The organism is Yersinia antarctica, assembly GCF_056636475.1.
The window spans coordinates 3,987,466-3,999,589 of sequence record NZ_JBSJQF010000001.1; the positions used below are offsets into that span (position 1 = coordinate 3,987,466).

The window sequence follows — 12,124 nt, forward strand, 5'->3', positions numbered from 1 at the left end:
TCATATCGAATGTCAGGCTTCCACCCAGATAAAAGTTCGTTTATATCATCCTCATTACATAAAGGAAAAACATCACTTATCTTAGTATCTAACAACTCATGAAGCTTTGTTAAATTATGGATTTTGAAATCTTTATTGAAATTAAATTCAAAATTGGAACAACTACTTTTCGTTACATCTGTAAACTGATCATGACCAAAACATTCAAGTATTTTATACTTTAGTGAACACTCAACAATATATCCAGAAATGTAATACAGGCTCAAGGTAATATATTGATATTCTGATGTCTCATGATCACCCCCTTCGAATTGCTCCAATTTCTCCTTCAGTACCTTACAGGTATGATTATGCCTCTTCGCAGAGGATAAATACTCAGAATACTTCACTCAACACCCCCTAACCTTATAATTATCAATTAATTATAAACCATTTACTTAAAATAATAAATAATTTTAAAACAATGACATTGGTCATGAAGTTAATACTTTTAATTTTCATCGAAAACACAGATAAAGAACTTTTGTAGAGCAAGTTAGAATTTATGCATGCTCATATATTTAGCTAGTGAACTATATTAAAAGAATTAAACATAAAACACTAATTGGCATCATAAATTTTCGTTAGTGGTATTCTTGAGTCAGTCGGAAAGGAGTCAGCGAACCAGGTTTATCAATCCCATAAAATACAACACTTTAAGCGTGCGAAATTTGGCTTCCAAAATTTTCAGAACGAATATAGATGAATATAGCTAAAGACCGCGTGGTGCAATGTGTAGGCTACACAAAAATGCAGCCTATATTACCGAGAAGCTATTTTTTAACCTTGGGCTCCGAGACGCGTAAACGTTCCGCCAACTGCGTCACCAGATACACTGCATCGATCGCATCCGGCAGGTTGATATACCAGCGCGGAGCATGGGCATAATCCTGTTCGCTCGGCCAACGTAATGTGCCGGTGATCGTCAACAACAGATTGACACAGGCACTGGCTCCGACCACTTTTACCGCGACGCAACTGTGATGCCCCACCCGGTGCGGCGAACAGGTGATCGAGACCACAGACGGGGTGCGCCCCCGGATCTGCTCACACAACTCTGCCAACTGCCCGGCATGGACCTCACTGATACGCGGGTTGCCCTGTGGTGGAGCCTCAAACAACACGCCACCTTCACCACCCTCACCGGCCACAATCTCCAACATGGCCTTCTTCAACTGCATCATGCCGCCGCCTTAGCGATACCGCGAGCCACATCCAGTTGGCGAGCAATCTCTTTCGCTGCCGCCAGTTCCGTCACGCCCTGCGCCTGCATTATCGCCCGCCGTGCTGCCTTCTCCTCCTTCTCGGTCATCCCCAGAGCCAGATACAGACTCGGTGGTACCGCCCGGAACAGCGCCTCGATGCGGCTCGCCAGTACCACCCCTTCGGTATAACAACGGGGGGTTTTGGTTGCCGACAGCAACATGGCTTTTTGCTCCGTCGTCAATTTCTTGAAGCGAGCGATCTCTTCCACTTCTTCCGGCGGCATCACCAGGCACAGCCACCATTCGATCATATTGAGCATCTTCTTCGACGTATTCGGAAAATCCTCCAGGTTCTGCGTTGCCAGCCACAACCAGGCTCCCAACTTACGCCACATCTTTACGATCTTGACCACAAACGGTGCCAGCAGCGGGTTGGTCGTTATCATGTGTGCCTCATCGGTCGCAAACACGATTTCCCTGTCCAGGAACTGGTCACGCTCGGCAATGTTATTGATGGTGTTCACCAGCGAAGTGTAAGCCACTGCCAACGCCGCCTCATACCCTTCCCGCGCCAGCGTCCCCAGGTCAATCAGTGTCACATCAGCCTCAGGCCAGTTCTCTCCGGGGCGGTTAAACAGCTCGCCCAGGAACCCCTGCATAAATACGCCCAACGACTCCCCCATGTTCTGCGCACGATTACGGCGTACTTCAGGACGAGCTTCCTCAGCGGCAAACTGGTATAACGCCGCCTGCAGATCGCCGGTGACCATCTGTCGCCCCGCGTTATAGGCTGCTCGCGCGGCCACCAGGATGGCCTCACGCATCATGCCCCGATCAGCCCGCTCCAGTTTGGCCTCTTCCTTGGCTTCCCCACCGGTGATCATCAGTCGTGCCACAATCTCTAGTTCACCCAGAATGTCACGCTCCTCATCGTCATCCTCCTCATCACTGTCTTCAGTCTCGATGCGTTCACTCAGTTCTTCCTCACTCACCATAACGGCAGGCATCTCGATCAGACGGTGCGCATCGGCAAACGGAGCCAGGGAAATGCCGCAACCGGGCTTGATGCTGACCTTGTTCACCGTCAGATCCAGCTCTTCACAATAATCAGCAAACAGGCCGAAGGAGTTACCGGCTTCGGCAATAAACAACCGGGGACGGTGGATAGCCATCAATTGCGCAAACAGGCTGTTCAAAGTGGCCGACTTCCCCGAGCCGGTGGGACCAAACACCACCAGGTGGGCATTCTTGGCGCGGTCCTGACTGTTGAGTGGATCAAAGGTCAGCGGTGCACCGCCTCGATTGAAGAAGGTAAAGCCCGGATGCCCGGTACCGGTATCCCGACCAAACACCGGCAGCAGGTTCGCCATATGTTGGACAAACGTCAGACGCGTGTACCAGTGTTTTTTATCGTGCATCGGGTTAAAACACATCGGCAAGGCCCGCAAATAGCCGTTGAGCGGGGCAACATCGAACTCCGGTTTCACCGGCTGCAACCCGGCGTTCAACAAGACCGCCGTCAGGTCACGCTGACGGGTATTCAGCACCTTGACGGTCGGGGCTTTCAGGTAGAAGGTCATGCTGCCCCGGTACAGCTTGTGTTTTTCCCCCAGATAACGCTTGGCGATCTCCGAGTCTTCACGCACCCGCTCCGACTCGGTATTCTCGCCGATGGCATTCTTTGCCAGGTGATTAAAGCGCTCTTCCAGCACGTCCTGGGGCTGTACCACCAGGGTCAGTGAGACCACCGTTCCCTCCGGCAGCAAATCCATCAACGCATTGATATTTTCCCCTTTGCGTGTTTCGCCCGTCAGGTGCCCCACGGTCGGGGCACGACGCAGCCGGTCAACCGTGACCGCCTTATGCGCCTGGTCGTCAAACCACCAAATGCCGCGCTCCACATCCGAACGCGGCGGCGAAAACAGCACTGTCTCACTGAAATCATTTTCCACCGGTAACACACCCGACTCATCATCCTGGTGCGCCGCCGTGCGATACAAGGTCTCTTTATCGATCCAATCAGGCTCGGGGTTAAACCAACGTAGCAACCAGGCGTGGATCTGCTCTCCGTTCTGGCGGGCAGCCACGACACCCGCACCGGCCAGCGCTGACGAGAGACGTTCACAGACCTGGTTCAACGCCTCTTCAGGCGCATGGGGCTCACGCAGTGCCGGATTGACATAGCGGTAGACCACCATCCGGGTCCGGCGTTGCTGGCCGCGCCAGGGTGCGCCGGTGATCGCCTTGTCGATAAACAACCCCTTGGGCACCGCAATGCCGCGCATATGCCGCTCCATTTCGGTGAGATAGGCCTCGGTAAATGCCGTCCCCTGCGCCCAGGGTTTCACGTAACCGCGCAGGTGATCCAGGTACTCGGTGACGTCGGTTTCATCCTGACAAAAGAATTGGATAACCCACGGGTGAGAATCCCGCTCCTCAAAACTGTCCTGCAGAGCATCTTCCACCACATCGCGGATCTCCTCCAGCCGCTCCGGCGTCCGCCCTTCGGTACCCACCGGCACAATCTCAAACACCGCCCCGACCGACACCCCGTCATCGAGCAACAGGCACTGGCTGCGCGGCAGGTACTCGGCCCACGGCAGGTAATCCACAAACGTCGGGTTGTTCGGGTAAAGTGCCTTTTCCTCGGCCACCGTCAGCTTGCCGGTTTTCACCTGCGGTTCACGTTCTAATAGGGCAGTGTCAGTACCCTCATGGTTATCGGGTAAGCCCGGCGCAGATTTGCTGATTTTTTTCTTGCTAAACAATGAGAACATCACAAAGCCTCCGTACGTTCACCGGGCAGCGCATACTGCACCTGGCTAAAAAACGGGAATACCGAGCTGTAGCCCGGCACTGGCGCAGGGGCATTCCCAGCCATATGCGGGTAGATATAAATCACCATGTCAGGGTTCGGCAGGCGCGGGAACACCTGCTGGATCTCGTTTTCCGCCGTCCGGGTATAGCTCTCCTCGATAGCCTGACGTACAGCGCTATCGTCATAGGTCAATCCCCGGCGTAATGTGCTGCGGGCTTCGGTCGCTGTCCGTGCCGACGAACCTTTGTTTTGCCACAACTCCAGCATGGTCGAGTCCCCCGGTGGCAGCATTTCATCCTTTGACGTCGAGCAGCCAGTCAACAGAACCGCCAGGCACAATAAAGGTAACACTCGCTGTTTCATCACAATCTCCTTAATCCAGCCCATGCTGCTGGCGGATATCAAAATCGTACCGAACCTTCCGGCCCTGTGTTTCAAAATCAATCGGGATTTGGCGGGTGATATGCACCGCCACCTGGGCACCCGGTGGCACATACACGGCGTCAAACATCTGGCCGTAACGCGCTTTCACCCAATCAGCCAGCTCGTTCGTTCCACCTGACAAGGCCTTGCCCAGCGCCACCTGTCCGGCACTGCCGGTCAAGGTACTGGTCACCGTGGTGCCATCCACCGACGTGGTGGTCTGGCTGTTCGCCATCGCATCCGCCGCTGCACCGGCCCCGGAAAGCGCAAACAGGGTGGGCAGGTAGGTGGAGGCGTTGGACTTGCGCTCCCCGGACAGGCAGGGAATGCCGTTCTCATCCGACAACCAGCCGATGCTGCCGACATTTGACTTGCCGTTGCTGCCATCACTGGATTTTGCTGGCGACGGCACAGTACGCACGGTGCCATCGGTAAACACAAAAGTAATGGAATGCACTTCCCCACGGACACAGGACAACACCCAATCACCGGTGGCGGTGCCGGAGACAATCGCCCCTTCCACATCAGGCAGTTCGATACCGTTGGCGGTCAGGTTCTCCTTGCCGATAAGCACCTTGAACGGGTACGGATCAGTCACTTTGCCATCAATCGGCACCCGGCCCAGCAATGCTGTCATGCCACGACTGCCAATCAGCGTCGAGTTCTCCGGCAACGTATACACCGGTGTCGCTTCCTCGATGGCCTGCTGATTTTTCGCCGCCCGGTCCAGTTCGGCTTTCTGACGGTGTAGTGGCATAGTGAATTTGGCCACCTGACCAGAGGTGTTATTCTTGCCTCAATAACTTTACAGGTGATCCATGACCAAATATTTCACGGCTGAATTCAAACTCGAAGCGGCAAAGCTGGTTGTTGACCAGAAATACTCTCATTCGGAGGCCGCTAAAGCCATGAATGTCAGTCTTTCCGCCCTTAGCCGATGGGTGGGTAAGCTCAGATTGGAACGTCAGGGTAAAACCCCCGTTGGGCTTCCACTGACGCCTGAACAAATAGAACTTCGGGAAATGAAGAAAAGGATTCAACGTCTTGAAATGGAGAACGAAATTCTAAAAAAGGCCACCGCTCTCTTGATGTCGGACTCGTTGAACAGTTCGCGATAGTCGATAAATTGAGAGCGCTTTATTCGGTAAAAGCACTGTGTAAGGCTTTTGATGTTCAGCGTAGCAGCTATCGGTACTGGCATAACAGAGAACGCGTCCCAGATGTCGAGCGCACCATTAAACGCAGCCTGGTTAACGAAGTCTGGCATGCTAGCGGCGGGTCAGCCGGTGCCCGAAATATCGCCATAATGGTGACGAATAAGGGCGTAAAACTGGGGCGTTGGCTTGCCGGAAAATTGATGGCAGAGCTGAACATGACAAGTTGCCAGCGTCCCACACACAAATATAAACGGGGTGGGCAGGAGCATGTTGATATATCGAATCTATTGGAGCGGCAGTTTGCAGTAACCCAACCGAATGAGGTTTGGTGTGGCGATGTGACCTATATCTGGACAGGTAAGCGCTGGGCTTATCTGGCTGTGGTGTTGGATCTGTTTGCCCGCAAGCCCATAGGCTGGGCGATGTCGTTTTCACCTGACTCAGCGCTAACGGGTAAAGCGTTACAGATGGCATGGGAACTCAGGGGACGCCCAGGCGGAGTGATGTTCCACAGCGATCAGGGCAGTCATTACACCAGTAAAAAATACCGTCAGTTGCTGTGGCGTTACCGGATAAAACAGAGCCTAAGCCGGCGTGGGAACTGTTGGGACAACGCGCCAATGGAGCGATTTTTCAGAAGTCTGAAATCCGAATGGGTACCGACGACAGGTTACCAGAGCTTCGGGGAGGGCAGAAATGCAATCACCCGATATATAACGGGTTACTACAGCGAACTTCGCCCGCACTGGTACAACGGAGGCTTAACGCCCAATGAATCCGAACGGCTGTTCTATGAACAGTCTACTACCGTGGCCAATTTTAGTTGACCACTACACGGGAAATTTCGTTATCATCCAGGCTGGCAAAGGAAGACGGGAATTGGAAACTGCCCGTGCCCGCTGCCGTACCTACAGCAGCGGCCCCCATCACCGGCTTGCCATTACGGTCGAGTTGAACCGCATCCTGCGGTTCGATCCACATCACGCCGCCGCTGACCGTCCCTGCACTCACTGTGCCCTCACTGCCTTCCAGACCCAGACCAATCGGCAAATCACCCGATTGCCCCTGCCCTGACGCGGATGAACCCGATGAACCGGCAAGCGGTGTCTGGCCTGACGTACCGCCCATCCCCTTCAGACTGTCAATCAGCGTCGCCAGACGCTGCTGCTCCGCCTGAAGTTTCTGCCGGGCCTGTGACTCTTCCTGCTTCGCCACATTGACCGCATCACGAATGCGGCTATCAACATTCGACCCGCCTTCTTTGAGGGTGGCATTCTCTTCCGACAGCGTGACATTCCGCTGTTCCAGACTGTTCTGCTTGTCTTGTATCACTTTCAGACGCGCCACCAGGGTACGCAAGGTGTCTTCCGGCGTATCCCCCTCGATGCCCAGTATCTGTAACTCCTCGTCGGTCAGATCAGCCACCGTATTCGGCTTGGCGCTCGATGAGGCCGGTGTGGTGCCTGAGCCACAGGATTTGACACCGATGGCAATCGCAATAAACAACACCACCGGTACCAGAACTTTCAGCAGGGTATTGGATTTAATTTGCATGGGTTTGTCCTCCTGATGAGGGGCGTGTCTTGCCCTTCACTGCTGGAACCACGGGCTCCGGCAAAAACGCCGCGTCCGGGCGTCCCTGCATCACCAGATACAACAGCGTGGTATCTTCCGGTGTTCCGGCAGCCCCCAGCCAGCGATGCTGGAAGGTGGCCGAATGGAAGGTGCCTTGCAAACGACGTGGATCAAGAACCACTTTCCCCGACCGCTGATTGGTCAGCTTCAGGGCGACCACGTTGTACCCCTGAACACCCCAGGCCGCCAGTGGGCGCACCGTGACCGGCTCGGAGGGCAACAGTGACGTGATGGTCGATGCCAGACCGTGCGAAATAGCGTGTACCCCCGGCAACGCTTCAATCGTACGCAGCGGGGCATAGAGGCTTTGCGCCGCATAACGCGTCAGGGCAATCGGCAGCGGTGTGGTGATACGTGGGGCAGTGTCTTTGGCGGAGGTCTGGCCCTTGCCTTTGATGGTCGTCGTCTCCTCTGCGCTGACCGAGGTGTTATCGCTGCCGGTCGCACTGGAGACGTCGCCCTGATAGACCAGACTCACCGGTTCACGTATCTGCTTACCCTCCAGGGCAGTGATATCCAGCAGGATAAGTTCGCCATTCTCCACGTCCTGCAGTTGCAGCCGCGTCGTGGCAAAGGCGCTGCCCGCTTGAAGATAAACGGCCCCGCCGGTGCTCTGCACCCGCAGTTTGCCGTTCAACTCGGGAGGGAAACCCACCCGGACGTTCTTGTTTACAAACACAATACGTTCTTGCCCCACGGTCAGCGGCACCTGCAGCGGGATACGCTCCCACTTCATCAGCTCTACCGCCTCGACCGGCAGAGGAACACTCAACGTGCCTGCCACACCCAACAACGCCAGGTACAGCGGCAGATAATGACGATGTTTTATACGCATCAAAACAGTCCTTTCTTCTCAACCGGCGCGACCGGAGCCGCTTCCAGGCGTTGGGGAATATCGGCGTAGCAATCGAGTGCCAGACCGAAGGGATTGGCTTCCGGGTTCTGATCCCAGCGCACAATCTTCAGCGGGTAACGCACCAGGGCGCGTTTCACCGGTTCGGTGTGGTAATACTCATCGGCCACCAGATCCAGGCGTACAATCCAGCTATCACGGCTCACCACCGTGACACTGTCGTCCTTGTAACCGCGCCCAGGGACTTCTGAGATCCCCCTGACGCGCTCACGCAACTCCCCGGCAGATTTGCGCTGTTTCGCATCCTTGTTCAACCACTCTTCACAAGTCGGCGTCAGGTAGGCAGAAAGCGTGCTGATACGATACTCATAGTCGGTATTGCCGTCTTTGGGCCAACTGTTCAACTGTTGGAAGATGTAAAACGCAAAACTGTAGACCGTGGACGGGTGAACCTCCCACCAGGCACGGGTCGAACCGGAACGCAAATCGGGGGGATTATGGACGGTCAAATTACGCGGTGACAGCATCCAGCCGGTGAGCGCAACCATCAGCAGGACCAGCAGAACACCGCAAGAACCCCGCAGGGTTGAAATATGGCGATCACGCGCATTGACCGCACTTCTGTACTTACTCATCAAATTCCTCCTGAAGCTGACGGACAACCGGTGTTGAACGGCGCAATGCCCATGTCTGGCTACGGTGTATCAAGTGAGGGTTGCCCAGGCGTTGACGGCTGAGCCACAGCTCAACGCACCGGTAAAGGTAGTTCTCGGGTTTACCTCGTTTGAAGCGGGCCATCAGCTTGCCGCCGAAGAACACCGTAAACAGCGGCATCAGTAAACTGACGGTAGGGAAAGCCAGCCAACCAAGAAGCGGGATAAAGGGTATGGCGACCACCAGGCCGCCCAGTACGCTTAACCCCGCTGTCATAAACAGCTCTGGCGTGGTAAAGCCTTTGAACACGATAGGCTCGGCATTGAGCCTGTCGGGCAGAAACGTGATAGTCGCCATACCGTATCTGCCTTATCCCACGATAACCGTAGCCGCCTTGGTTGCCAGCCAGATGACCGCAACGACAAGAACAATACCGACCACAACCAGTATCCCGAATTTGGCCCAGGTGGCCTTCCCCTGCTGCACTTCAGAGAACGTGGCAATAATGGCGTTGGCCACAACCAGTAATGCGACAGCGGCCATAATCAATCCACCTAACACAATGCCATCATTCAGATAGCCGGAAATCTGGCCGTAGAACGTACTGTCGGTGCTGGATTTAGGGCCCTCAACGGTCGGCAGCGCGGCCTGGGCTGAGGTGACCGACGTTAACGCCAGCAGCAGGGTAGACTGACGGACACGCTGTGCGACACGGCGGGAGGAAGAGAAAAGAGACTGCAGATTCATGGTAGTTTCCTTACAAGTGAATAATGGATGACGTGATTAACTGGCAAACAAATACAGACTGACCAACACAAGGATGACGACACGTACCACAAAGCGTTGAACCGCAGCCCCCTTGATGTTGCCTGCGGCATAGCCCCGGTAGACGTGAACAAATCCCCACCCTGCCCACAGCAATAACACCGCTATCAGTGAGCCGATAAACAGCAGGTTCAGGACAGCAGGCTCGACGTTGCCCGCAGCAGCTTTAAACGCGGCGGTCTGTGCTTCATTCATTACCGACGCTCCTGGCGGTATTGCCCAGAAACTGACGATGTGGTGGGTTGAGCGCGGGACGGTTCGAGGTAAAACTCAATCCCCCGGCGCATGGTGTTGACGTCCTGGGTTGCCCGCAGGTAGTCAAAATGGAAACGCCCGGACTGACCGTCCTGAACCGCCACAACACGGGCGCGCTCCAGGCTGGCCTGCACCTGATCCAACTGCTTCATGACCAGGGCCAGTTCGTCTTTCTCACTGGCCTGGACGGACAGCGCGGTGAGCAGACTGCCTGCAAGACACAACGCCCGCAGCGGTGTTGTGTACATATGAACCTCCTTTTATCAGTAATGGATTGCAGGAGAGAGCTTGGCGAAAAGGGGGGAGAGGGTCAGCAAACAACTAGAATGGGATTTTGAAAATTTATCAGGGGTTCAACGCGTGGCGCGAACCGCGCCATCGGGGGCTTTACCTAAAACCTACAAAATAGGCATCAAAGTAGAAAAGGAACTACTGTGTTGTTCTTCATGCCGTTTTGTACTGGTAATATGCTCGTACAGTTACCTACGAGGATCACTTAGTGCCACCGAACAATTACGGCATAGTTGGTTACCCTAACGAGGAGATAGCTCACCCTGGTGGTCTTGTGTGTTATGGAAGGGTTCCAGAGATGAATTCAAAAAGCGACAGTATTCCTGCCGGAGACATTTTCCTACGTGCCGGTAAGCATAGTGGCCCAAACAGAGGTTTTGGTGTTCGCCATATCTGGGCCGAGCACGAAAGTGAGCTAGCAAAATTAGGGTATGGAACTGTAGACGATGTGGCGCGGTTCGTGAGTGATATTATTCGCCCAGGAGTGCCGATCTATTGTGAATTCAATCACCCTGGCGGGAAGCATAGAACAACGGTTTTAAAGTCATCATTAGGTGTTGTGATTTTGGAGCCAAAAGAAGCTCCTGAGACGGATTCAGGCTGGATATATGTCGTTGTTACTGCGTATACGCGAAGAAAAGCTCATGGTGTATTGATTGGTAAAATTCAATAAAAAAACGGGGCGCAATCAGCACCCCGTATAATTTTGTTGGTAGTCGCAGCATTTCTTTAGCACATAGGGTTCAGAAACCGACTTTTGTCGTAACTACCCGGCAGATGATCAGCCATCTGACTGCCCGGCACAGAAGGCCTGTATCTGATTTGCGCCCCCTGCGAATGCTCTTGCAGTAAAATAATTCTATACGCATTACCGTAAGTATTCAACTAAAGGTTGAGTACCTGTTATCCGCCCCACAGGGATGAACGCACCTATAAGTATTTTTTGAATGATCCCATTGTCACCGATATCGCCAGTCCCATCAGCAGCGCAGCAGGCAGCAACAGCAGGTTCGGATACACCGAGAACGGTGCGGACAGATAGAGGATGCAGGGAATATAGACTGCCGGTTTCACAAACCGCTTGGCATGGTGATACAGAAAGCTCGACTCATACCCCGCGCCGTAACGCCGCAGGTCACGCCTCACCATTCCGTCCACTATCCCCACCAGGGCCACCAGAACAAACAGCGGTACCGACAACACCAGGATGGTGACACGCATCAGGAAAACCAGCGTGACATACATCGAAGCCATCAGGTATTCACGCGCCACCTGTATCAACCAGGCCCCACCGACATTCAGGCTATCCGTGATTGCATTCCCCGTTTGTTGAGTTTGAGCAGACTGGAGCCAGACCATAAAGCCACTGTTTACAAACAGCCATTGATAGCCGACGGTTATCCAGGTGCTCACTGTGGTCACCGGCGCTGACAGCAGCAGACTACGGGTAAATCCTTCTGCAAAATACCCACTTTCCGTCACCATCACCGCACGACTGTGCTCGGCTCCCAGCTCCGGCCAGAAGAAGGCAATGCCGATGTACTCCACTATCAGACTGAACAGCAGGGAAACCAATAACATGCCGATAATTCGCCAGGGCATGTCCCACAATACCGTCATCAGCAAACCATGCCGCTTGGGGGGCAGGTTCTGCTGGACCGGTTGTGCGGAAGAAGATGCTTGTGCCATGATAACCTCTTTAATGTAGCGCCACGACTTCCAGCTCGCACTGCAACAACATCGGCTGAGCGTTTATCGTCACCCAAATCCCTACTTGATCCACCGGGCAGGGCTCTTGCTCACGCCGGGCGTCATACCCTAAGCCGCTTAACGCGGCCACTATCTCTGGGGCAAATGGCGTTGAGCAGTGCCGGGTTTTTAACACGTCCATGATATCTCGGGGTACCTCTGCAGACTGCCCCAGACTGGATGCCAGCACAGCACTGACACGATATTGTTGTTTCATTAC

General features: G+C 54.2%; 13 protein-coding genes and 2 pseudogenes. 2 read left to right on the forward strand and 13 right to left on the reverse strand.

Going from position 1 to position 12,124, the window contains the following annotated elements; genetic code table 11:
* Positions 1–812: 812 nt before the first annotated feature.
* The 4 genes and pseudogenes from ACWJJO_RS18540 to ACWJJO_RS18555 form a co-directional block, all read right to left on the reverse strand.
* Positions 813–1,223 (reverse strand): hypothetical protein, encoded by a 411-nt coding sequence (locus tag ACWJJO_RS18540; RefSeq protein ID WP_481091362.1) that lies wholly within the window; start codon positions 1,221–1,223, stop codon positions 813–815.
* Complete coding sequence (locus ACWJJO_RS18545; protein ID WP_481091363.1) at positions 1,220–4,021, reverse strand: conjugative transfer ATPase; 2,802 nt, start codon at positions 4,019–4,021, stop codon at positions 1,220–1,222. The genes ACWJJO_RS18540 and ACWJJO_RS18545 overlap by 4 nt, the downstream gene beginning before the upstream one ends.
* Positions 4,021–4,425 (reverse strand): TIGR03751 family conjugal transfer lipoprotein, encoded by a 405-nt coding sequence (locus ACWJJO_RS18550; protein WP_481091364.1) that lies wholly within the window; start codon positions 4,423–4,425, stop codon positions 4,021–4,023. The genes ACWJJO_RS18545 and ACWJJO_RS18550 overlap by 1 nt, the downstream gene beginning before the upstream one ends.
* 10 nt (positions 4,426–4,435) lie before the next feature.
* Positions 4,436–5,275, reverse strand: a pseudogene (locus ACWJJO_RS18555) (TIGR03752 family integrating conjugative element protein); the annotation flags it as partial.
* Positions 5,276–5,303: 28 nt separating this feature from the next.
* Here ACWJJO_RS18555 and ACWJJO_RS18560 point away from each other — a divergent pair.
* Positions 5,304–6,469 (forward strand): IS3 family transposase gene (locus ACWJJO_RS18560; protein WP_481090614.1). Its coding sequence is split into 2 segments (ribosomal slippage): positions 5,304–5,559 and positions 5,559–6,469, totalling 1,167 coding nucleotides; the frame shifts between segments, so codons are not numbered across the junction.
* A 391-nt stretch (positions 6,470–6,860) separates the two neighbouring features.
* Here the strand turns inward: ACWJJO_RS18560 and ACWJJO_RS18565 are convergent.
* The 7 genes and pseudogenes from ACWJJO_RS18565 to ACWJJO_RS18595 all read right to left on the reverse strand — a co-directional run.
* A pseudogene (locus tag ACWJJO_RS18565) lies at positions 6,861–7,196 on the reverse strand (TIGR03752 family integrating conjugative element protein); the annotation flags it as partial.
* Positions 7,186–8,112 (reverse strand): TIGR03749 family integrating conjugative element protein, encoded by a 927-nt coding sequence (locus ACWJJO_RS18570; protein ID WP_481091365.1) that lies wholly within the window; start codon positions 8,110–8,112, stop codon positions 7,186–7,188. The gene ACWJJO_RS18570 and the pseudogene ACWJJO_RS18565, both read right to left, overlap by 11 nt.
* The gene (locus ACWJJO_RS18575) at positions 8,112–8,765 is read right to left on the reverse strand and encodes a PFL_4703 family integrating conjugative element protein (protein WP_481091366.1); all 654 of its coding nucleotides are present in this window, start codon (positions 8,763–8,765) and stop codon (positions 8,112–8,114) included. The genes ACWJJO_RS18570 and ACWJJO_RS18575 overlap by 1 nt, the downstream gene beginning before the upstream one ends.
* Positions 8,758–9,141, reverse strand: coding sequence for a TIGR03750 family conjugal transfer protein (locus tag ACWJJO_RS18580; protein ID WP_481091367.1), 384 nt, complete (start codon positions 9,139–9,141; stop codon positions 8,758–8,760). The genes ACWJJO_RS18575 and ACWJJO_RS18580 overlap by 8 nt, the downstream gene beginning before the upstream one ends.
* 12 nt (positions 9,142–9,153) lie before the next feature.
* Entirely contained in the window at positions 9,154–9,525 is a 372-nt protein-coding gene (locus tag ACWJJO_RS18585) for a TIGR03745 family integrating conjugative element membrane protein (RefSeq protein WP_411928712.1), read from the reverse strand.
* Between the two features lie 42 nt (positions 9,526–9,567).
* Positions 9,568–9,804: a TIGR03758 family integrating conjugative element protein gene (locus tag ACWJJO_RS18590; RefSeq protein WP_481091368.1), complete on the reverse strand. Its 237-nt coding sequence runs from the start codon at positions 9,802–9,804 to the stop codon at positions 9,568–9,570.
* Positions 9,804–10,112 carry an integrative conjugative element protein, RAQPRD family gene (locus tag ACWJJO_RS18595; RefSeq protein ID WP_411928596.1) on the reverse strand — a complete coding sequence of 103 codons (309 nt, stop codon included), beginning with the start codon at positions 10,110–10,112 and terminating at the stop codon, positions 9,804–9,806. Before ACWJJO_RS18595 ends, ACWJJO_RS18590 begins: the two co-directional genes overlap by 1 nt.
* A 341-nt stretch (positions 10,113–10,453) precedes the next feature.
* On the opposite strand from ACWJJO_RS18595, the gene ACWJJO_RS18600 reads away from it, so the two are divergent.
* Complete coding sequence (locus tag ACWJJO_RS18600; protein WP_050135329.1) at positions 10,454–10,828, forward strand: hypothetical protein; 375 nt, start codon at positions 10,454–10,456, stop codon at positions 10,826–10,828.
* A 257-nt stretch (positions 10,829–11,085) separates the two neighbouring features.
* Here the strand turns inward: ACWJJO_RS18600 and ACWJJO_RS18605 are convergent, their stop codons facing one another.
* The gene (locus ACWJJO_RS18605; RefSeq protein WP_481091369.1) at positions 11,086–11,844 is read right to left on the reverse strand and encodes a TIGR03747 family integrating conjugative element membrane protein; all 759 of its coding nucleotides are present in this window, start codon (positions 11,842–11,844) and stop codon (positions 11,086–11,088) included.
* Between the two features lie 10 nt (positions 11,845–11,854).
* Positions 11,855–12,121 carry a hypothetical protein gene (locus ACWJJO_RS18610; protein WP_053011986.1) on the reverse strand — a complete coding sequence of 89 codons (267 nt, stop codon included), beginning with the start codon at positions 12,119–12,121 and terminating at the stop codon, positions 11,855–11,857.
* Positions 12,122–12,124: the final 3 nt, after the last annotated feature.